At 71.8% G+C, this 18,604-nt stretch carries 20 protein-coding genes; 12 read left to right on the top strand and 8 right to left on the bottom strand.

Translation table 11 applies throughout. The features are described 5' to 3' along the window. Nucleotides 1-3: 3 nt before the first annotated feature. Together R2S09_RS07635 and R2S09_RS07630 are read left to right on the top strand one after the other, a co-directional pair. Nucleotides 4-1,455 (top strand): aldehyde dehydrogenase family protein, encoded by a 1,452-nt coding sequence (locus tag R2S09_RS07635; protein WP_306186208.1) that lies wholly within the window; start codon nt 4-6, stop codon nt 1,453-1,455. After that, entirely contained in the window at nt 1,448-2,353 is a 906-nt protein-coding gene (locus R2S09_RS07630; protein WP_316740221.1) for an aldehyde dehydrogenase family protein, read from the top strand. The genes R2S09_RS07635 and R2S09_RS07630 overlap by 8 nt, the downstream gene beginning before the upstream one ends. Before the next feature lie 78 nt (nt 2,354-2,431). Here R2S09_RS07630 and R2S09_RS07625 read toward each other — a convergent pair whose 3' ends face one another. Further along, the gene (locus tag R2S09_RS07625; RefSeq protein ID WP_316740220.1) at nt 2,432-2,839 is read right to left on the bottom strand and encodes a hypothetical protein; all 408 of its coding nucleotides are present in this window, start codon (nt 2,837-2,839) and stop codon (nt 2,432-2,434) included. A gap of 127 nt (nt 2,840-2,966) precedes the next feature. Between R2S09_RS07625 and R2S09_RS07620 the strand changes: the two genes are divergently transcribed. Further along, a complete protein-coding gene (locus R2S09_RS07620) occupies nt 2,967-3,602 on the top strand; it encodes a uridine kinase (RefSeq protein WP_316740219.1) in 636 nt (211 codons plus the stop codon). Nucleotides 3,603-3,798: 196 nt separating this feature from the next. Here R2S09_RS07620 and R2S09_RS07615 read toward each other — a convergent pair whose 3' ends face one another. Then, the gene (locus R2S09_RS07615; RefSeq protein WP_316740218.1) at nt 3,799-4,551 is read right to left on the bottom strand and encodes a SigE family RNA polymerase sigma factor; all 753 of its coding nucleotides are present in this window, start codon (nt 4,549-4,551) and stop codon (nt 3,799-3,801) included. Between the two features lie 219 nt (nt 4,552-4,770). Here R2S09_RS07615 and afsQ1 point away from each other — a divergent pair, with 219 nt between their 5' ends. The 5 genes from afsQ1 (at nt 4,771) to R2S09_RS07590 (ending at nt 8,827) form a co-directional block, all read left to right on the top strand. Beyond that, on the top strand, nt 4,771-5,448 hold the full coding sequence (gene afsQ1 / locus R2S09_RS07610) for a two-component system response regulator AfsQ1 (protein WP_037868090.1): 678 nt from the start codon (nt 4,771-4,773) through the stop codon (nt 5,446-5,448). Next, nucleotides 5,445-7,070 carry a sensor histidine kinase gene (locus tag R2S09_RS07605; RefSeq protein ID WP_399143928.1) on the top strand — a complete coding sequence of 542 codons (1,626 nt, stop codon included), beginning with the start codon at nt 5,445-5,447 and terminating at the stop codon, nt 7,068-7,070. The genes afsQ1 and R2S09_RS07605 overlap by 4 nt, the downstream gene beginning before the upstream one ends. Nucleotides 7,071-7,108: 38 nt before the next feature. Next, nucleotides 7,109-7,717, top strand: a complete 609-nt coding sequence (locus R2S09_RS07600) for a hypothetical protein (RefSeq protein WP_316740217.1) — start codon at nt 7,109-7,111, stop codon at nt 7,715-7,717. Nucleotides 7,718-7,972: 255 nt separating this feature from the next. Continuing rightward, on the top strand, nt 7,973-8,554 hold the full coding sequence (locus R2S09_RS07595; RefSeq protein WP_316740216.1) for a VanZ family protein: 582 nt from the start codon (nt 7,973-7,975) through the stop codon (nt 8,552-8,554). A gap of 66 nt (nt 8,555-8,620) precedes the next feature. After that, nucleotides 8,621-8,827 carry a PspC domain-containing protein gene (locus R2S09_RS07590; protein ID WP_306186218.1) on the top strand — a complete coding sequence of 69 codons (207 nt, stop codon included), beginning with the start codon at nt 8,621-8,623 and terminating at the stop codon, nt 8,825-8,827. Nucleotides 8,828-8,975: 148 nt separating this feature from the next. On the opposite strand, the gene R2S09_RS07585 is transcribed toward R2S09_RS07590, so the two are convergent. Then, nucleotides 8,976-9,329: an ATP-binding protein gene (locus R2S09_RS07585; protein WP_306186220.1), complete on the bottom strand. Its 354-nt coding sequence runs from the start codon at nt 9,327-9,329 to the stop codon at nt 8,976-8,978. A gap of 138 nt (nt 9,330-9,467) precedes the next feature. Beyond that, the gene (locus R2S09_RS07580; RefSeq protein WP_316740215.1) at nt 9,468-10,631 is read right to left on the bottom strand and encodes an adenosine deaminase; all 1,164 of its coding nucleotides are present in this window, start codon (nt 10,629-10,631) and stop codon (nt 9,468-9,470) included. 150 nt (nt 10,632-10,781) lie between these two features. Here R2S09_RS07580 and R2S09_RS07575 point away from each other — a divergent pair, with 150 nt between their 5' ends. Then, nucleotides 10,782-11,543, top strand: coding sequence for an alpha/beta hydrolase (locus tag R2S09_RS07575; protein WP_306186224.1), 762 nt, complete (start codon nt 10,782-10,784; stop codon nt 11,541-11,543). Nucleotides 11,544-11,752: 209 nt separating this feature from the next. Here the strand turns inward: R2S09_RS07575 and R2S09_RS07570 are convergent, their stop codons facing one another. Further along, nucleotides 11,753-12,724, bottom strand: coding sequence for a LysR substrate-binding domain-containing protein (locus R2S09_RS07570; RefSeq protein ID WP_316740214.1), 972 nt, complete (start codon nt 12,722-12,724; stop codon nt 11,753-11,755). A gap of 63 nt (nt 12,725-12,787) precedes the next feature. Between R2S09_RS07570 and R2S09_RS07565 the strand changes: the two genes are divergently transcribed. Both R2S09_RS07565 and R2S09_RS07560 read left to right on the top strand, forming a co-directional pair. Beyond that, complete coding sequence (locus tag R2S09_RS07565; RefSeq protein WP_316740213.1) at nt 12,788-14,071, top strand: MFS transporter; 1,284 nt, start codon at nt 12,788-12,790, stop codon at nt 14,069-14,071. A gap of 152 nt (nt 14,072-14,223) precedes the next feature. Next, nucleotides 14,224-15,237, top strand: coding sequence for a sigma-70 family RNA polymerase sigma factor (locus R2S09_RS07560; protein ID WP_306186228.1), 1,014 nt, complete (start codon nt 14,224-14,226; stop codon nt 15,235-15,237). On the opposite strand, the gene R2S09_RS07555 is transcribed toward R2S09_RS07560, so the two are convergent. Continuing rightward, nucleotides 15,121-15,465 (bottom strand): STAS domain-containing protein, encoded by a 345-nt coding sequence (locus tag R2S09_RS07555; protein ID WP_306186230.1) that lies wholly within the window; start codon nt 15,463-15,465, stop codon nt 15,121-15,123. The two genes, R2S09_RS07560 and R2S09_RS07555, sit on opposite strands and share 117 nt — an antisense overlap. 172 nt (nt 15,466-15,637) lie before the next feature. On the opposite strand from R2S09_RS07555, the gene R2S09_RS07550 reads away from it, so the two are divergent. Further along, nucleotides 15,638-16,558: an AEC family transporter gene (locus tag R2S09_RS07550; RefSeq protein WP_316740212.1), complete on the top strand. Its 921-nt coding sequence runs from the start codon at nt 15,638-15,640 to the stop codon at nt 16,556-16,558. Nucleotides 16,559-16,565: 7 nt separating this feature from the next. Here the strand turns inward: R2S09_RS07550 and R2S09_RS07545 are convergent, their stop codons facing one another. Both R2S09_RS07545 and R2S09_RS07540 read right to left on the bottom strand, forming a co-directional pair. Further along, entirely contained in the window at nt 16,566-17,150 is a 585-nt protein-coding gene (locus R2S09_RS07545) for a Uma2 family endonuclease (RefSeq protein ID WP_306186234.1), read from the bottom strand. Between the two features lie 96 nt (nt 17,151-17,246). Further along, nucleotides 17,247-18,530, bottom strand: a complete 1,284-nt coding sequence (locus R2S09_RS07540; RefSeq protein ID WP_316740211.1) for a thymidine phosphorylase — start codon at nt 18,528-18,530, stop codon at nt 17,247-17,249. Nucleotides 18,531-18,604 lie beyond the last annotated feature (74 nt).

Raw genomic sequence — 18,604 nt, 5'->3', positions numbered from 1 at the left:
ACCATGACCATCGAGAAGCGGTCTTCCGCATTCGAGTACGCACCGGCGCCCGAGTCCCGCTCGATCGTCGACATCGCCCCTTCCTACGGCCTGTTCATCGACGGCGAGTTCGCCGAGGCGGCCGACGGCAAGGTCTTCAAGACGGTCTCGCCCAGCACCGAGGAGGTGCTGTCCGAGGTAGCCCAGGCCGGCCAGGCGGACGTGGACCGCGCGGTGCAGGCCGCCCGCAGGGCGTTCGCGAAGTGGTCGGCGCTGCCCGGTTCGGAGCGCGCCAAGTACCTGTTCCGCATCGCCCGCATCATCCAGGAGCGCAGCCGTGAGCTGGCGGTCCTGGAGACGCTGGACAACGGCAAGCCGATCCGGGAGACGAGGGACGCCGACCTGCCCCTGGTGGCGGCGCACTTCTTCTACTACGCGGGCTGGGCCGACAAGCTCGACCACGCGGGCTTCGGGCCGGCCCCGAAGCCGCTGGGCGTGGCCGGCCAGGTCATCCCCTGGAACTTCCCCCTCCTGATGCTGGCGTGGAAGATCGCCCCGGCGCTGGCGACCGGCAACACGGTCGTCCTCAAGCCCGCCGAGACGACGCCCCTGTCCGCGCTCTTCTTCGCCGACGTCTGCCGCCAGGCGGGCCTGCCGAAGGGTGTCGTCAACATCCTTCCGGGCTACGGTGACGCGGGCGCCGCGCTCGTGGCGCACCCGGACGTGAACAAGGTGGCCTTCACCGGTTCCACCGCGGTCGGCAAGGAGATCGCCCGGACCGTCGCGGGCACCGACAAGAAGCTCACCCTCGAACTGGGCGGCAAGGGCGCCAACATCGTCTTCGACGACGCACCAGTGGACCAGGCCGTCGAGGGCATCGTCACCGGCATCTTCTTCAACCAGGGCCAGGTCTGCTGCGCGGGCAGCCGCCTCCTCGTCCAGGAGTCGATCCACGACGAGCTGCTGGAGTCCCTCAAGCGCCGCCTGTCCACGCTGCGCCTCGGCGACCCGATGGACAAGAACACCGACATCGGCGCGATCAACTCCGCCGAGCAGCTGGCCCGGATCACCGCGCTCGCCGAGCGGGGCGAGGCGGAGGGCGCCGAGCGCTGGTCCCCGGCCTGCGAACTGCCGTCGTCGGGCTACTGGTTCGCCCCGACGCTGTTCACGAACGTCAGCCAGGCGCACACCATCGCCCGCGACGAGATCTTCGGCCCGGTGCTGTCGGTGCTCACCTTCCGCACGCCGGACGAGGCGGTCGCCAAGGCGAACAACACGCCGTACGGCCTCTCGGCGGGCATCTGGACCGAGAAGGGGTCGAGGATCCTCGCCGTCGCGAACAAGCTCCGCGCGGGCGTGATCTGGTCCAACACGTTCAACAAGTTCGACCCGACCTCGCCGTTCGGCGGTTACAAGGAGTCGGGCTTCGGCCGCGAGGGCGGCCGCCACGGCCTGGAGGCGTACCTCGATGTCTGACAAGACGGACAAGACCGAACCGCGGCTTTCGGTCTTCAAGACCTACAAGCTGTACGTGGGCGGGAAGTTCCCGCGTTCCGAGAGCGGCCGGGTGTACGAGGTGACGGACTCGAAGGGCAACTGGCTGGCGAACGTCCCGCTGTCCTCCCGCAAGGACGCCCGTGACGCGGTCGTGGCCGCGCGCAAGGCGTTCGGTGCGTGGTCGGGCGCGACCGCGTACAACCGGGGTCAGATCCTCTACCGCATCGCGGAGATGCTGGAGGGCCGGCGCGAGCAGTTCGTGCGCGAGGTCGCCGACGCCGAGGGCCTGTCGAAGGCGAAGGCGGCGGCGGTCGTGGACGCGGCCATCGACCGCTGGGTCTGGTACGCGGGCTGGACCGACAAGATCGCCCAGGTGGTGGGGGGCGGCAACCCGGTCGCCGGGCCGTTCTTCAACCTCTCCTCGCCCGAGCCGACCGGTGTCGTGGCCGTACTGGCGCCCCAGGAGTCGTCCTTCCTGGGCCTGGTCTCGGTGATCGCCCCCGTGATCGCCACCGGGAACACCGCGGTCGTGATCGCGAGCGAGAGGTCCCCGCTTCCGGCGCTCTCCCTGGGTGAGGTGCTGGCCACCTCCGACCTGCCCGGCGGGGTCGTCAACGTCCTGTCCGGCCGTACGGCGGAGATCGCTTCCCCGCTCGCCGCGCACCAGGACGTCAACGCGATCGACCTGGCGGGAGCCGACGAGGCGCTGGCCAAGGAACTGGAGATCGCGGCGGCCGACAACCTCAAGCGCGTTCTGCGTCCACAGCCTGTGGATTTCTTCGCGACTCCCGGCATCGACCGCATGACCGCCTTCCTGGAGACCAAGACGGTCTGGCACCCGACGGGGTCGCTGGGCGCGTCGGGTTCGTCGTACTGACGGACCCGCCCACGCGGAGAGCCGCGTCTCCCCTCCGTCCGGGGGAGGCGCGGCTCTCTTCGTGCGCGTTCGCCTCGGTCAGCGCAGCGACCCGACCGCCTGCCCCACCACCGGAATGCTGCCGACCGACGGGGCCTGCGCCACCGGGCCGGTGAGCATCCTCGACGTCAGCGGCCGGAAGTCGGCGACCTGGGTGCCGACGCCGTTGTCGAGCGGGTCGACGCCGGTTCCCGCCAGGGGGTTGGGCTTGAGGCCGGCGACCGGTCCGGTGACGTAGCCGACCGTGCCGGCCAGCGCCTGAAGGCCCGCCTGCGGGTCGACCTTGCCCAGCGAGCCGGTGCGGTAGGTCCCGCCCACCACCGGGACGGTCTCCGCCGAGGCCGTCGCCGCGCCCGCTCCCAGGGCGGCACCGGCGGTCGCGACGGCGATCAGGGCACGCCGGGCGGTGGGGCGGGAGAGCTGGGAGGGGGACGCGTGTCGAGCCATGTCTGGTGCCACCTTCTGGTGCGCAGAGTAACGAGAACAGCGCACAGGGTAGTTGAGACGCAACCCACGCTCCAAAGCCGACCCGCGGGGTCGGCAGGAGGGCCACCATGCGTCAAACTGGTGTTCCGTGAGCCTTCATCCCCCGTCTGCCGCCCGTGTCGTGCTGCTCTGCGGCCCTTCGGGTTCGGGCAAGTCCCTGGTCGCCGCCCGTTCCGGGCTGCCCGTGCTGCGCCTCGACGACTTCTACAAGGAGGGCGACGACCCCACGCTGCCGCTGGTGGCGGGGAGTTCGGACATCGACTGGGACCACCCGGAGTCCTGGGACGCGGACGTCGCGGTCGAGGCGATCGCCCAGCTGTGCGCGACGGGCAGCACCGGAGTGCCGGTGTACGACCTCGCCCGCAGCGCCCGCACCGGCGAGAGCATCCTGGACATCGGCCGTACGCCGCTGTTCATCGCGGAGGGCATCTTCGCCGCCGAGATCGTCGGGCGCTGCCGTGAACTGGGCGTGCTGGCCGACGCGCTGTGCCTGACCCGCGGGCCCGTGACCACCTTCCGGCGGCGCTTCCTGCGGGATCTGCGGGAGGGCCGCAAGTCGGTGCGGTTCCTGCTGCGCCGCGGCTGGCGGCTGATGCGCGCCGAGCGGTCGATCATCGCCCGTCAGATCGCCCTGGGCGCCCACGCCTGCGGCCGGGAGGAGGCGCTCGGCCGGATGGCCGCCGCGGCGACAGGCCGCCAGGGACGGACGCCCACGGCGGCCTGAGCGCCGTACGGCCGCCGTCGGTACGTACGCGCGCGGACGAGAACGGGACTGGAAGGACCCCCCGGCCCTCCAGTCCCGCTCCCCTTGGTGCTCCCCCACTTCCCCCGGGGGTCCCCCGTCACGCTCCCCCGTGAGCCCCCGTGATTCCCCCCGGTCCCCCGGTACTTCCCCCGTTTCCCCCAGACCCCCGGTGAGCTCAGGCGACGAGCTCGCCGAAGGACTCCTCCTGGTCACGGCCGAAGCTGAGGACCTCGTCCTCGCGCAGCCGGCGCAGCGAGCGCCAGATGCTGGACTTCACCGTGCCGACGCTGATGCCGAGTATGTCCGCGATCTCCGGGTCCGTGCGGCCCTCGTAGTAGCGCAGGACCAGCATGGTGCGCTGGAGTTCGGGCAGCCGGGCCAGCGCCTGCCACAGGACCGCGCGCAGTTCGGTGCCGCGCATCGCGTCCGTGTCGCCGGGCGTCTCCGGCAGTTCCTCGGTCGGGTACTCGTTGAGCTTGCGGCGCCGCCAGGCGCTGATGTGCAGATTGGTCATGGTGCGGCGGAGGTATCCGCCGACGGCCCCCTTGTCACTGATCCGGTCCCACGCCTTGTACGTCGAGAACAGTGCGCTCTGCAGCAGGTCCTCGGCCTCGAAGCGGTCGCCGGTGAGGTGGTAGGCGGTCGCGTACAGGGAGGCGCGGCGCTCCTGGACGTAGGCGGTGAACGCCGCTTCGGCGTCCACGGCCTCCGACCGGGTACGGCGCTCCCCCGAGCCCTCCCCGTACGCGGTTCCCCCGTGTGTTTCCCCCGTGTGCGCGTCAGCCACCGTCATGAACCCGGTGTGCTGACGCCCGGTGCCGCGAGCGCACCCCCGCAAGCTCACGGCACCGGACTTCTCCGAACCCCGGGTCACGTCGTGCAGACGCGTGACCACTGCGCTGGTGCTGTTGCTGTGCAGCGTGTTCATCTCGCGCCCCCCGTCGTGGAGTCCCCGTGTTCGCCCTGCTCGGTTCTCACCGCTTGCTTGCCTGTGCCGAAAAGCTTGCCCCGGCCACTTCATGGCCGTGTCCGCCGACTGTCACAGACCTGTCACAGGGGCCATTGGTGACGGTCGTCATTCGCGGGAGATGTGTGGGAGCGCTCCAGGTGTCGAAACCCCACCCCCGTATGGGCCAGAATGAGGCCCGTGCCTTCCCTGTTGCTGATCGAGGACGACGACGCCATCCGGACGGCCCTGGAGCTCTCACTGACGCGCCAGGGACACCGGGTGGCCACCGCTGCCAGCGGTGAGGACGGTCTGAAGCTGTTGCGCGAGCAGCGGCCGGACCTGATCGTGCTGGACGTGATGCTGCCCGGCATCGACGGATTCGAGGTGTGCCGGCGCATCCGGCGCACTGACCAGCTGCCGATCATTCTGCTGACCGCGCGCAGCGATGACATCGACGTGGTCGTGGGCCTGGAGTCCGGTGCCGACGACTACGTGGTCAAACCCGTGCAGGGCCGGGTCCTGGACGCCCGGATCCGGGCCGTGCTGCGGCGCGGCGAGCGGGAGGCGAACGACTCGGCGACCTTCGGCAGCCTCGTCATCGACCGGGCGGCGATGACGGTGACGAAGAACGGCGAGGACCTCCAGCTGACCCCGACCGAACTCAGGCTGCTCCTGGAGCTGAGCCGGCGGCCCGGTCAGGCACTGTCGCGGCAGCAGCTGCTGCGGCTGGTGTGGGAGCACGACTACCTCGGTGACTCGCGGCTCGTGGACGCCTGTGTGCAGCGGCTGCGCGCCAAGGTCGAGGACGTGCCGTCGTCCCCGACGCTGATCCGTACCGTGCGCGGAGTCGGTTACCGCCTGGACGCGCCTCAGTGACGGATCGGCAAGGGGGCCTTGGCGGCTGGACCGCGGGCCGTAAGGGAACTCTGTCCCGGCTGCGGTTCACCAGTCTGCGTCTGCGGCTGGTCGTCGTCTTCGCGCTGGTGGCGCTGACCGCCGCCGTGTCCGCGTCCGGGATCGCGTACTGGCTCAACCGCGAGGCGGTGCTGACCCGTACGCAGGACGCGGTGCTGCGCGACTTCCAGCAGGAGATGCAGAACCGTGCGGGTGCGCTGCCGGTGCATCCCACGCAGGACCAGTTGCAGCGCACGGCCGGCCAGATGGCGGGCAGCAGCCAGCGGTTCAGTGTGCTGCTGGTCGGCCAGGACGCGGACGGCCGGGCGGTGTACGGCAACTCCGGTGGGCTGAGCGGCTTCTCCCTCGAGGACGTGCCCGTCTCGCTGCGCACGGCGGTGAACAAGCAGCAGAAGCTCTCCTCGGCCAACAAGGCGCCGTACCACCTGTACTGGCAGCGGATCACCGATCACGGCACGCCCTGTCTGGTGGCGGGGACGAAGGTGATCGGCGGCGGCCCGACCGGCTACATGCTCAAGTCGCTGGAGCCGGAGGCGAAGGATCTGAACTCGCTGGCGTGGTCGCTGGGCATCGCCACCGCGCTGGCGCTGGTCGGGGCCGCGCTGCTGGCGCAGGCCGCCGCCACGACGGTGCTGAAGCCGGTGCACCGCCTGGGAGTGGCCGCGCGCCGCCTCGGCGAGGGCAAGCTGGACACCCGGCTCAGGGTGTCCGGCACGGACGAACTCGCCGATCTCTCCCGGACGTTCAACAACGCCGCCGAGGCACTGGAGAAGCGGGTGGCCGACATGGCCGCGCGCGACGAGTCCTCCCGCCGTTTCGTGGCGGACATGAGCCATGAGCTGCGTACGCCACTGACCGCGATCACCGCCGTGACGGAGGTGCTCGAGGAGGAACTGGACTCCGAGGGCGGCGGCATCGACCCGATGATCGAGCCCGCCGTACGGCTCGTGGTCAGCGAGACCCGGCGGCTGAACGACCTGGTCGAGAACCTGATGGAGGTCACCCGCTTCGACGCGGGCACGGCCCGGCTGGTCCTGGACGACGTCGACATCGCCGACCAGATCACGGCCTGTATCGACGCCCGTGCCTGGCTGGACGCGGTGGAGCTGGACGCCGAGCGCGGCATCCACGCCCGCCTGGACCCGCGCCGCCTGGACGTCATCCTCGCCAACCTCATCGGCAACGCCCTCAAGCACGGTGGTTCGCCGGTGCGGGTGTCGGTGCGGGAGGCGGACGACGAGGTGGTGATCCAGGTGCGCGACCACGGTCCCGGCATCCCGGAGGACGTCCTTCCCCACGTCTTCGACCGCTTCTACAAGGCGAGCGCCTCCCGGCCGCGCTCCGAGGGCAGCGGCCTGGGCCTGTCCATCGCCCTGAACAACGCCCACATCCACGGCGGCGACATCACCGCCGCCAACTCGCCCGACGGCGGCGCCGTGTTCACGCTGCGGCTGCCCCGGGACGCCTCCGCGCTCGCCGCGCAGACGACGGAGGGCGACGGGAACGGCGAGGGCCAGGGCAAGGGCGGCGGCGAGAGCCGGGGCGGCGGAAGCGGCGGCACGGCGAAGGGGGGTGCCCGATGACGGCACACGACAGACGACAGGGACGCCGGGGACGACGGGTGTCCGCACGCCGGTGCCTGCCGGCGCTTCCGGCGCTGGCCTTGCTGCTTCTCGCCGGGTGCGGGATCCGTCCCACCCAGGTGCCCACCGACTTCGGCGCCGCGCCCTCGCGGGTGCCGTGCTCGCTGCCCGGGCCCGACCTGACCACGCAGACCTCGCGCGGGGTGCCCGTGCAGGTGTTCCTGCTGTGCGGCTCGTCGCTGGTGGCCGTGGACCGCGTGGTGCGGGTGCCGGAGGGCACGGCGGACGCGCGGCGGCGTGTGATCGTCGCGCAGGGTCTGCTGGAACAGCTCGCCGCCTCGCCGTCGGCCGGCGAGAAGGCGGCCGGGTACGCCACGCACGTCCCGCGCGGCCTGACCGTGACCGGGCCGCACCCCAAGGACCCGGAGGACACGCTCCGGGTGAGCAAGGCCCCGGCCGGCCTGAATCCGTACGCCCTCGCGCAGATCGTCTGCACACTGTCCGACTCGGCCGCCGCCGAGGGGGACGGCTCGGTGGTGCTCGGCGGCCCCGACGACACCCGGCTGCGCCGTTACGCGTGCACCGACGGCCTCCGTTCCCACCCGGGCACGACGAAGCCGTCGTCGACGGATGCCACGGACGGCTGAGGCAGGGCACCTCACGGACCTCACGACACTCCGGATCTCGCGGCATCACGGCATCCCGGCTCCCCCGGAACGCGGGCGCCCGGCGCGGCGAGTGAGCCGAAGGGGCGCGCCTGTGCCGAGTGGGTGAACACGCGGAGGCCCGAAGGGTCGAGCACGATCACCCACTCGGCACAGGCTTCTGCGCCCCGGAGGCGAACCGAGCCACAAAAAAGGGCGCGCGGAACCGATCGGGGCGATAGGCGCGTCTTGGGGGGCGTGCAGCGTCAAGGCTCCATCGGCGGCAGCGCCGCGATCCGCGTCCGCGTGACGGCAGGTGTCCTCCTCGTCGCCCATCTCGCGCTCGTCGCCTGGCTGATGCTGCGTCCGCTGAACGTCCCGTGGGTGATGCCGGCCAATCTGCGGCCCCTCGCCGGCGTCCGCGCCGATCTGGCGCTGGGCTGGCCCGAAGCGGCCCGGCGCATCGGTGAGGACCTGGGGCTGCTGGCCCCGCTGGGGGTGCTGCTGCCGCTGGCGGGCGGCAGGCCGCGCCCCTCCCCGCTCGCGTCCCTGGCCCGTACGGTGGCGGCGGGCGCCCTGATATCCGTGGGCATCGCGCTGTTGCAGACGGGCGTGCCCGGACGTGTCGTGGACGTCGACACGCTGCTGCTGAACACCCTGGGCGTGGCCCTCGCCCATCTCGCCGTCGTCCCGGCTCTCCGCTCGCGCCTGCGCCGCAGGGCCGAGCGCCTGGAGGTTTCGGAGGTACGGCAGGAGGAGCCGCCTCAGGGTCGTACCCCGACGATTCCCAGGGTCGGGATCGCTCCGTGGAGCGACGCTTTGCCCCCTTCGTCTCCGTAGCGTGGATGTCAGACGGGGCGCCGAAGGGGAGCCCCCGCACCACCGACAGCTCACGGAGGCAGACAGATGAACGCCGCCCTTGCCCGCCCCACGAACGGCCGCATGATCGGCGGAGTGTGCGCCGCGCTGGCTCGGCGCTTCGGCACCTCCGCGACGACGATGCGGGTGATCTTCCTGCTGTCCTGTCTGCTGCCGGGCCCGCAGTTCCTGGTCTACCTCGCGCTGTGGGTCCTGCTGCCCTCGGAGGACAAGGCCGCCCGCACGGCCTGGTAGCCGCACCGGCCGGACATCGCCGGATCCGCCGGACATCGCCGGAACAGACGCCGCCGGGGCGCACCCTGAAGCAAGGGGTGCGCCCCGGCGGCATGTCGGCGTCGGTGCTGTGTGCTGCGGTGCGCTGCGATGCGGTGGTGGGCGGTGCTCAGCCGACGGGGAGGCCGTTGACCGGCAGGCCGTGCGTGGGCAGGCCCTGGACCGGCAGTCCGCCGAGCAGTCCGGCGACCGGCTTGGTGGGGCCGTGCTCGAGCACGCTCTGGGCGACCGGCTGCGCGGCGGCGAGCCCCGTCGCCAGCGTGGGCTTGGCCTGCTTCAGCGCCGGACCGGCCCCCGGCAGCATGTTGGTGACGTTCTCCGTCGGGAGCGCCTGGCTGACGGTGCCCAGCGCCTGGCCGGCGTCCGGCACGGCCGGTGCGGCGTTCGCGGCGCCCGCCCCTGCGGCGGCGAATGCGGCGCCGAGGGCGGCGACACCGAGGGTCTTGGCGGCAGACTGCTTCATGAAAATGCGTCCTTGACTGGAAGACGGGGAACCGAGCGGTCCACGACCGTAAACACGCCGGGCCGTCCGCCGCAAACAGTGAAATGCGGACGGCTTGTGAAAGCCGTCCACACCCGCCCGTCGTCCGCCGTGCCGCTTTCAGTCCTCCGAGGGCACAGAAGCCCTGGTGGAGGCGGTTTGACTAAACAGCCATTCGGATTTCAGCGCCGCATATCCGGGCTTGATCACGTCGTTGATCATGGCCAGCCGTTCATCGAAAGGAATGAACGCTGATTTCATCGCATTGACGGAGAACCACTGCATGTCGTCGAGCGTGTAACCGAATGCCTCGACCAGGTGCTCGAACTCCCGGCTCATGCTGGTGTGGGACATGAGCCGGTTGTCCGTGTTGACCGTGGCACGGAAGTGCAGGCGGCGCAGCAGCCCGATGGGGTGCTCGGCATAGGAGGCGGCGGCGCCGGTCTGGAGGTTGGAGCTCGGGCACAGCTCCAGGGGGATGCGCTTGTCGCGGACGTAGGAGGCGAGCCGCCCGAGGGTGACGGTGCCGTCCTCGTGGACGTGGATGTCGTCGATGATGCGCACCCCGTGCCCGAGCCGGTCGGCGCCGCACCACTGGAGCGCCTGCCAGATGGAGGGCAGGCCGAAGGCCTCGCCGGCGTGGATGGTGAAGTGGTTGTTCTCCCGCTTCAGATACTCGAAGGCGTCCAGGTGCCGGGTGGGCGGGTAACCGGCCTCGGCGCCCGCGATGTCGAAGCCGACGACGCCGAAGTCGCGGTAGCGGTTGGCGAGTTCGGCGATCTCCAGGGCGCGTGCGGCGTGCCGCATGGCGGTGAGCAGGGCGCCGATCCGGATGCGCCGTCCCTCGGCGAGGGCGAGCCGCTCGCCCTCCCGGAACCCTTCGTTGACGGCCTCGACGACCTCCTCCAGGCTCAGTCCGCCCTCCAGGTGCTGCTCGGGGGCGTAGCGCACCTCGGCGTAGACGACGCCGTCCTCGGCGAGGTCCTGGGCGCACTCGCGGGCGACGCGGACGAGCGCGTCCCGGGTCTGCATCACGCCGACGGTGTGGGAGAAGGTCTCCAGGTACCGCTCCAGCGAGCCGGAGTCGGCGGCCTCGCGGAACCACAGGCCGAGCTTTTCCGGGTCGGTGTCGGGGAGTGGGGAGTAGCCCGAGGCGCGGGCGAGGTCGACGACGGTGCCGGGGCGGAGTCCGCCGTCGAGGTGGTCGTGCAGCAGGACCTTGGGCGCCCGGCGGATCTGGTCCGTGCTCGGGGTGTTCCCCAGGTGGGCAGTCTGGCTCGTCATTTCCGCACCCTAACGCCTACGCGCGTAGAAATCCGCCGTTCCGGGAGCGTGCGGCAGATGTCCGGTTCCCGCCCTGTACAGATCCGTCGATACGTAACGGTGACCGCACGGACGGGTGGCGTGGACCGGTGCTTCTGCCACTGTTCTGTCATGGCACAGCAAGCGACGCCGGTCCGCGCGGCCCGGCTGGGGAGGACGCTCGGCCCGGAGCCGACGGCGGTGAGCGGAGCGGTGCTGCTGCTCCCGGGCGGCCGGGAGGTCTCCGGGCGCAGGCCCTCCCCGGTGCTGGCGAGCGCCTCCATGCGCGCCCTCGGGCGCAGGCTGGCCCGCGCCGCCCGCGACGAGGGCCTGGCCACGCACGTGGTGCACTACCGCTACCGCGGCTGGAACGGCAGCGAGGCACACCTCGCCCGCGACGCCACATGGGCGGTCGAGGAGGTCGTACGGCGCTACGGCGACGTCCCGGTGTGCCTGGCCGGACTCGACATGGGCGGCCGGGCGGCGCTGCACGCGGGCGGGCACGAGGCCGTCGAGGCGGTGGTGGCGATCGCCCCCTGGCTGCCCGAGGAGGACGTGGCCGCCTCACCCGAACCGGTCAAGCAGCTCGTCGGGCGCCGGGTGCTGATCGTGCACGGCACCAACGACGAGCGGAGCGATCCCGAGCTGTCCTTCCGGTTCGCGGCGCGGGCCAAGAAGGCAAACCGGGACGTGTGCCGGTTCGAGGTGCACGCCGACGGGCACGGGCTGCGCCAGTACCGCGACGAGGTCACCGCGCTGGCCACCGACTTCATCATGGGCACCCTGTTCGGGCGGCCGTTCTCACGGCCCGTGCAGGACGCCCTGGCCGCACCCCCGCCGCTGGGGCTGCGGATGCCGCTGGCGGCGGGGTTCGGCAGGACGCTGCGGCACTGATCGCCCCAGGGCCTCTCGTTTGGATCATGCCGGGCTCGCGGGCCCTGGCACCGCGCCTCGCCGCGTTGTCGTCGGTTGCCATGGCTCCGCCCTGACGCCCTCCTCCGCCTTGCGATCCTCCCCCACTGCCTGAACGGCGTGGGAGGTACCCCCATCACCAGACCCCGCTCCCTGATCCGGCCTGATCCAAACGAAAGGCCCTAGCGGCGTCACGGCAGCAGCCTGCCGCGCCGGGACAGCAGGAACTTCTTGAACGCTGCCACCGGGGGCGTGTCCGGGTGGCCCTCCAGCCAGGCGACGCCGATCTCCCGTACCGCGCGCGGGGCCGTGACCGACAGCTCGGCCACCCCGGGCCGGGGGACGGGCGGCGGGGGCAGCAGGGCCACTCCGAGCCCGGCGGCGACCAGGCCCCGCAGGGTCTCCGTCTCCTCGCCCTCGAAGGCCACCCTCGGTTTGAAGCCGGCCTCACGGCACAGGGCGTCGGTGATCCGGCGCAGTCCGTAGCCGGGCTCCAGGGTCACGAACACCTCCTCGGCGGCCTCGGCGAGGCGGACGCGGCGGCGGGCGGCGAGCCGGTGGTCGGCGGGGACGACCAGGCGCAGCTTCTGCTCGTCGAGGCGGCGGGCGACGAGGTCCGGGGCGTCCGGCACGGGTGAGGTCAGGCAGAGGTCCAGCTCGCCCGCGCGCAGCCGTTCCAGCATGGCCTCGCCGTAGTTCTGGACGAGGCTGAAGCGGACGCGGGGGTGGTCGGCGCGGAAGGCGTGGATCAGTCCGGGCACGGTCTCGGCGCCCATGGTGTGCAGGAAGCCGAAGGCGACCTTGCCGGTGGCCGGGTCGGCGTCGGCGCGTACCTCCTCGGCGGCGCGTTCGATCTCGGCGAGGGCCCGTTCGACGGAGGTGAGGAAGGTGCGGCCGGCGGGCGTCAGGGACACCGTACGGCCGTGCCGGGCGAACAGGTCGACGCCGAGGTCCTGCTCCAGGCGGACCATGGCACGGGAGAGGGTCGACTGCGGGACCCGCATCTCCTGCGCGGCGCGCGTGACGTGCTCGATGCGGGCGACGCCGGCGAAGTGGGCGAGGCGGGGCGCGAGCAGGCGCGCGATCTCCTCGGTGTTCCTTTCGATGTCTTCTGTGTCACCGGACGGTGACAGCCGACCTTGTGACCTCTGCTGATGCGCCATGGGAACGATTATGGCCATTCCATGCATTGGACGGATGAGGGTCGGGGTTCCTACGGTCGAAGCATGTCTCCCGCCAGTACCGGGGCGTCCACCGTCGTGGGCGCCGCACGCACCGTCCCTGCCGTCGACGCCACCGATTCCCGTATGACCCCGGGCGGTCCCGGCTACCGCCGGATGAGCCTCGCCCTCTTCCTCGCCGGTGTCGCGACCTTCGCGCTGCTGTACTCCACGCAGGCGCTGCTGCCGCTGATCTCCGGGGAGTTCGGGGTGGCGGCGAGCGAGGCGAGCTGGACGGTCGCCGCGGCGACCGGTGGGCTGGCCCTGTTCGTCCTCCCGATGAGCGCGCTGTCGGAACGTTTCGGCCGCCGTACGGTGATGACGGTCTCGCTGACGGTCGCGGTGGCCGTCGGCCTGCTGGTGCCGTTCGCGCCGTCGCTGGGCGCGCTGGTGGCGCTGCGGGCGTTGCAGGGTGCCGCGCTGGCGGGGCTGCCGGCCTCCGCGCAGGCCTATCTGGCGGAGGAGGTCCGCCCGAGGGCGCTGGTCACGGCGATCGGCCTGTTCGTGGCGGGCAACAGCGTGGGCGGGATGAGCGGCCGGGTCATCACCGGCTGGGTCGCCCAGGCGTGGGGCTGGCGGATCGCCGTGGGCGTCGTCGGCGTGATCGCGGTGCTGTGCGCGGCGGCGTTCCGTCTGCTGCTGCCGGCGCCGAGGCACTTCAGGCCGGGCTCACTGCGCCCGCGCGTGCTGGCCGGCACGGTCCGCGACCACCTGGCCGACCCGCTGCTGCGCCGTCTGTACGCGATCGGCGCGCTGTTCATGACGGTGTTCGGCGGGGTCTACACGGTGATCGGCTACCGCCTGACCGAGGCGCCGTTCTCCCTCCCCCAGGGCATCGTCGGTTCGATCTTCCTGGTGTATCTCGTGGGCACGGTGTCGGCGTCGACGGCGGGACGGCTGGTGGGCCGGCTGGGCCGCAGGGGCGCCCTGTACCTGGCGGGTGCCACGACGGCGGCGGGACTGCTGCTGTCGCTGCTGGACTCGGTCGTGCCGGTGCTCCTCGGCCTGGTCCTGATCACGGCGGGCTTCTTCGCCGGGCACGCGGTGGCCTCCTCGGCGGTCAGCAGGACCGCCGCCCACGGCCGCGCCCAGGCCTCCGCCCTGTACCAGTCCGCGTACTACATCGGCTCCAGCGCCGGCAGCACCGTCGGCGCCATGGCCTTTCACGCCCAGGGCTGGCCGGGGACGGTCGGGGTCGGCCTGCTGGCGGTGCTGGGCGTCGTGGCGATCACGGTGCTCGGATCCCGGGCGGCACGGGTGGCGGCGCGGCGCGAGCCGGTGGCGGCGTAGCCCGGGCGAACTGGGACACGGGCCCCTCACACGCCTGTGACCTGCTGCTTTCTCCGCTTCGGGGGCCGTTGTCAGTGGGCTGCTGTAGCTTCCGAAGTGCTGGGCGCGACGACGCGCACGGACGGAACGGCCGCAGGGGTGGGTGGACGACGATGAGCAACGGTACGGCGACGGCGGACCTCGACGCAGAGCTGGAGAAGTACCGGGTCGAGCTGACCGGTTACTGCTACCGCATGCTCGGCTCGTCCTTCGAGGCCGAGGACGCGGTGCAGGACACCCTGGTACGCGCCTGGCGCAGCCACGACCGGTTCGAGGGCCGCTCCAGCCTTCGCTCGTGGCTGTACCGCATCGCGACGAACGTGTGCCTGGACATGCTGTCGGCGGGCAACAAGCGGGCCCGGCCGATGGATCTGACGGAGTCGACACCACTGGCCCGGGCGGCTCTGGCGCCCCGCCCGGACAACACCTGGCTGGAGCCGATGCCGGACGGCCGGATCCTGCCGGCGGTCGAGGACCCGGCGGAGGCGGCGATCGCCAAGGAGTCCGTACGGCTGGCGTTCATGGCGGCGCTCCAGCAGCTCCCGGCCAAGCAGCGGGCCGTGCTGATCCTGCGCGAGGTGCTGGCCTGGAAGGCGAGCGAGGTCGCCGAGCTGCTCGGCACGACGGTCGCCTCGGTCAACAGCGCCCTGCAGCGGGCACGGGCCACACTGGCCGAGCGGGAGGACACAGGCGCCCGAGCCGAGGTGTCCGATCCGCTGGACGAGGAGCAGCAGAAGCTCCTGGAGCGCTATGTGAAGGCGTTCGAGGGGTACGACATGACGGCGCTGACCGCGCTGCTGCACGAGGACGCGGTGATGACGATGCCGCCGTTCGACCTGTGGCTGACCGGCTCGGCGGACATCACGGGCTTCATGACGACGCTCGGCGCGGCCTGTGCGGGCTCGCGTCTGCTGCCGGTCCGGGCGAACGGGCTGCCGGGCTTCGCCCAGTACAAGCCGGACCCGGAGAAGGGCGGCTTCACGCCGTGGGCCGTGCAGGTGCTGGAGATCTCAGACGGCCGGATCCTCGGCTTCCACTGCTTCCTCGACACCCAGCGCTGGTTCCCGCTGTTCGGGCTGCCCCTCCATCTCGAAGGTGAGGCCGACCAGGGCGAGCAGGGCGTGTAGCGCGGGGTCGGGGTCGCGCAGCCGGATGCGGCCCCCGGCCCGCCGGGCGGCCAGCCGAAGCCGCGCCAGCAGGTCGACGGTGCCGAGGCCGGGCGGTCCCAGCCCGCCCACGTCGCACACCACGACACCGGCCCCGGTCCTCTCCAGCAGACCGCGCACGTCGTCGCACAGCCCCCTCACCTCCTCCCGGGTGACGGGGCCGGCGAGCACGAGCACGGCGGGTGTCATGGCGTCCACGATCGGTAGACCCCCGGCCGGGGCACAACTCATCGCGGTGGGGCGACCCGCCGGAGATCACATTGACCCGCAGCCCTCCCTCACCTGAGGGTGAGTGCATGCCCCATGCATCAGCACCGCCCTGGATACCCGACGGCCTCCTGAGCTGTGCCGAGGAGGCCGTGTGCAAGGGGTGCTGACCGGGTTCGCGGTCATCGCGGCCGTGATCGGCGTCGGCTATCTGATCGGGCGGCGCGGCTACCTCGGCGACCAGGGTCGGGAGGTGCTGACCAAGCTGGCCTTCCATGTGGCGACCCCGGCTCTGCTGTTCACCACGCTGGCGCGGGCCGACCTGTCGGTGGTCTTCTCCGGCCGGCTGCTGGTGACGGCGGCGAGCACGGCGGCAGCGGCGGGCGTCTTCGTGGCGTTCGGCGCGGTACGGCACTGGGGCGTGGGCCGCACCACGATCGGCGCCCTGTGTTCCAGTTACGTCAATTCCGGCAATCTGGGCATCCCGATCGCCGCGTATGTCCTCGGTGACGCCTCGCTGGTGGCGCCGGTGCTGCTGTTCCAGCAGATCCTGGTCACGCCCATCGCCCTGACGGTCCTGGACCTGTCCGGCGCGGGTGAGAAGGGCCCCCTGTGGCAGCGTCTGCTGACGCCGCTGCGCAACCCGGTCGCGGTGGGCGCCCTGAGCGGCGTACTGATCTCGGCGACCGGTGTGCACGTGCCCGGCCCGGTGATGGAGCCGATCACCCTGATCGCCAACATGTCCGTCCCGGCCGTCCTTCTGGCCTTCGGGATCGCCCTGCGCGGCAGCCCGGCCCCCGGCCGGGGCCGGGACCGTCAACCGGTGCTGCTGTCGGTCGCGCTGAAGTCGGTGGGCCAGCCGGTCGCCGCCTGGGCACTGGCGACGAGCGTCTTCGGGCTGCGGGGCCCGCAACTGCTGGACGTGGTGGTGACCTCGGCCCTGCCCGCCGCCCAGAACCTCTTCACCTACGCCAGCCGCTACCGGGTGGGCGAGTCACTGGCCCAGGAGTCGATCCTGCTGTCGACGATCCTGTCGGTGCCGGTGCTGGTGGCTGTGGCGGCGTTGTTGGGGTGACGAAGTTTCAGTCCACCGGGAACTCGCCGGTGTCGATCACGACGTCGAAGGGGGCGGGCAGTTTGACGGGTTCGCCGAACTTGGCCGTGACCAAGGGGCGGTAGACATCGCCCTTCGGCTCTCCGTAGAGCGTCACGGTGGGACCGTCCGGGGCCCATCGGTCGACGAGGAGGTACAGCGGGATGCCGGCGGTGGCGTAGGCGGCGGGCTTGCTGATGCGGTCGTGGCGGGCGTTGGACTTGGACGTCACCTCGACGACGAGTTCGGCGAGAGCGGCCGGGACGTGTGTGTCCGATTCCGCGCACTCCGGTCGCGGAGCCACCACAAGGTCCGGAATGAGCATGCCCAGACGCGACGGCACGGCGATCGCCAGTGTCTGGTAGATGCCCCAGTCGTCGGGGATCGCGGAGTAGAGGCGACGCTGGATCAGCTCCGCGATGACGTTGTGGCGGGGTGCGGGAGCAGGCGACACGGTGATGATCCCCTCGATGATCTCCACCTTGCTGCCCTCGGGCCATTCCATCTCCTCCCAGAACCGGACGAGGTCGTCCCAGCTCTGGTCGGGGTCCTGGCTCACGGTGAGTGCGCTCATGGCGGTTCTCCCATCGGTGCGTCACCGATCCCAGCATGCCGAACGGGACCGGCGGTGGTCCACCGATCCCGTTCACCCGAAAGGAGAAACGCCTGATCAGGCGATACGTTCCAGCACCACGGGGGACGCCGTGAAGGCCGTGTCGGGTGCCGCGATGTCGTAGGAGCCCCGCACCGCCTCGAGGGCGTATTCGAAGCGCTCCGGGGTGTCCGTGTGGAGGGTCAGGAGGGGCTGGCCCTCCGTCACCGTGTCGCCCGGCTTGGCGTGGAGTTCGACGCCCGCCGCCGCCTGTACCGGGTCCTCCTTGCGGGCGCGGCCCGCGCCGAGGCGCCAGGCGGCGACGCCGATGTCGTAGGCGTCGAGGCGGGTCAGGACGCCGGAGGCGGCGGCCTTGACCACGTGCTGTTCGCGGGACGTGGGCAGGGGCGCGTCCGGGTCGCCGCCCTGGGCGGCGATCATGCGGCGCCAGACGTCCATCGCCGAGCCGTCGGCCAGGGCCTTGGCGGGGTCGACGTCCTTCAGGCCGGCCGCGTCCAGCATCTCCCGGGCGAGGGCCAGGGTCAGCTCCACCACGTCCGCCGGGCCGCCGCCCGACAGGACCTCCACGGACTCGCGGACCTCCAGGGCGTTGCCCGCCGTCAGGCCGAGCGGCGTCGACATGTCGGTGAGCAGGGCGACCGTCTTCACGCCGTGGTCCGTGCCGAGGCCGACCATCGTGGACGCCAGCTCACGGGCGTCCTCGATGGTCTTCATGAAGGCGCCGGAGCCCACCTTCACGTCCAGGACCAGGCTGCCCGTGCCCTCCGCGATCTTCTTGGACATGATGGAGGAGGCGATCAGCGGGATCGCCTCGACCGTGCCGGTCACGTCACGCAGGGCGTAGAGCTTCTTGTCGGCGGGGGCCAGGCCGTCGCCCGCCGCGCAGATCACCGCGCCGACCTCGTCCAGGACGCGCAGCATCTCCTCGTTGGACAGCAGCGCCCGCCAGCCGGGGATCGACTCCAGCTTGTCCAGCGTGCCGCCGGTGTGGCCGAGGCCCCGGCCGGACAGCTGGGGGACGGCGGCACCGCAGGCGGCGACCAGCGGGGCCAGCGGCAGGGTGATCTTGTCGCCGACGCCCCCCGTGGAGTGCTTGTCGGCCGTGGGGCGGGACAGGGAGGAGAAGTCCATGCGCTCGCCGGAGGCGATCATCGCGGCGGTCCAGCGGGCGATCTCCCGGCGGTCCATGCCGTTGAGCAGAATGGCCATCGCGAGCGCGGACATCTGCTCGTCGGCGACCTCCCCGCGGGTGTACGCGTCGATGACCCAGTCGATCTGCGCGTCGCTGAGCTCGCCGCGGTCCCGCTTGGTGCGGATGACGGAGATGGCGTCCATGGCCATGGGATCGGGTCCTTCCGGGTGCGAAGGGAGACGGCCCCGTGCGGGCCGGCCACGAGGGACGGCTCGCACGGGGC

It is taken from the genome of Streptomyces sp. MK7 (assembly GCF_032658145.1).
Taxonomy (GTDB): domain Bacteria; phylum Actinomycetota; class Actinomycetes; order Streptomycetales; family Streptomycetaceae; genus Streptomyces; species Streptomyces spiralis.
Note: the sequence above shows the minus strand (reverse complement) of the source record. Positions and strands in the feature narration are given on the sequence as shown.

Excerpts from the sequence above, each read along its gene's own strand:
- R2S09_RS07625 (WP_316740220.1), bottom strand. The coding sequence starts at position 2,839 with ATGGCTCGACACGCGTCCCCCTCCCAGCTCTCCCGCCCCACCGCCCGG.
- R2S09_RS07545 (WP_306186234.1), bottom strand. The coding sequence starts at position 17,150 with ATGAGCGCACTCACCGTGAGCCAGGACCCCGACCAGAGCTGGGACGAC.
- R2S09_RS07540 (WP_316740211.1), bottom strand. The coding sequence starts at position 18,530 with ATGGCCATGGACGCCATCTCCGTCATCCGCACCAAGCGGGACCGCGGC.
- R2S09_RS07570 (WP_316740214.1), bottom strand. The coding sequence starts at position 12,724 with ATGGCGCATCAGCAGAGGTCACAAGGTCGGCTGTCACCGTCCGGTGAC.
- R2S09_RS07575 (WP_306186224.1), top strand. The coding sequence starts at position 10,782 with ATGGCACAGCAAGCGACGCCGGTCCGCGCGGCCCGGCTGGGGAGGACG.
- R2S09_RS07630 (WP_316740221.1), top strand. The coding sequence starts at position 1,448 with ATGTCTGACAAGACGGACAAGACCGAACCGCGGCTTTCGGTCTTCAAG.
- R2S09_RS07585 (WP_306186220.1), bottom strand. The coding sequence starts at position 9,329 with ATGAAGCAGTCTGCCGCCAAGACCCTCGGTGTCGCCGCCCTCGGCGCC.
- R2S09_RS07555 (WP_306186230.1), bottom strand. The coding sequence starts at position 15,465 with ATGACACCCGCCGTGCTCGTGCTCGCCGGCCCCGTCACCCGGGAGGAG.
- R2S09_RS07565 (WP_316740213.1), top strand. The coding sequence starts at position 12,788 with ATGTCTCCCGCCAGTACCGGGGCGTCCACCGTCGTGGGCGCCGCACGC.
- R2S09_RS07590 (WP_306186218.1), top strand. The coding sequence starts at position 8,621 with ATGAACGCCGCCCTTGCCCGCCCCACGAACGGCCGCATGATCGGCGGA.
- R2S09_RS07580 (WP_316740215.1), bottom strand. The coding sequence starts at position 10,631 with ATGACGAGCCAGACTGCCCACCTGGGGAACACCCCGAGCACGGACCAG.
- R2S09_RS07615 (WP_316740218.1), bottom strand. The coding sequence starts at position 4,551 with ATGAACACGCTGCACAGCAACAGCACCAGCGCAGTGGTCACGCGTCTG.
- R2S09_RS07635 (WP_306186208.1), top strand. The coding sequence starts at position 4 with ATGACCATCGAGAAGCGGTCTTCCGCATTCGAGTACGCACCGGCGCCC.
- R2S09_RS07560 (WP_306186228.1), top strand. The coding sequence starts at position 14,224 with ATGAGCAACGGTACGGCGACGGCGGACCTCGACGCAGAGCTGGAGAAG.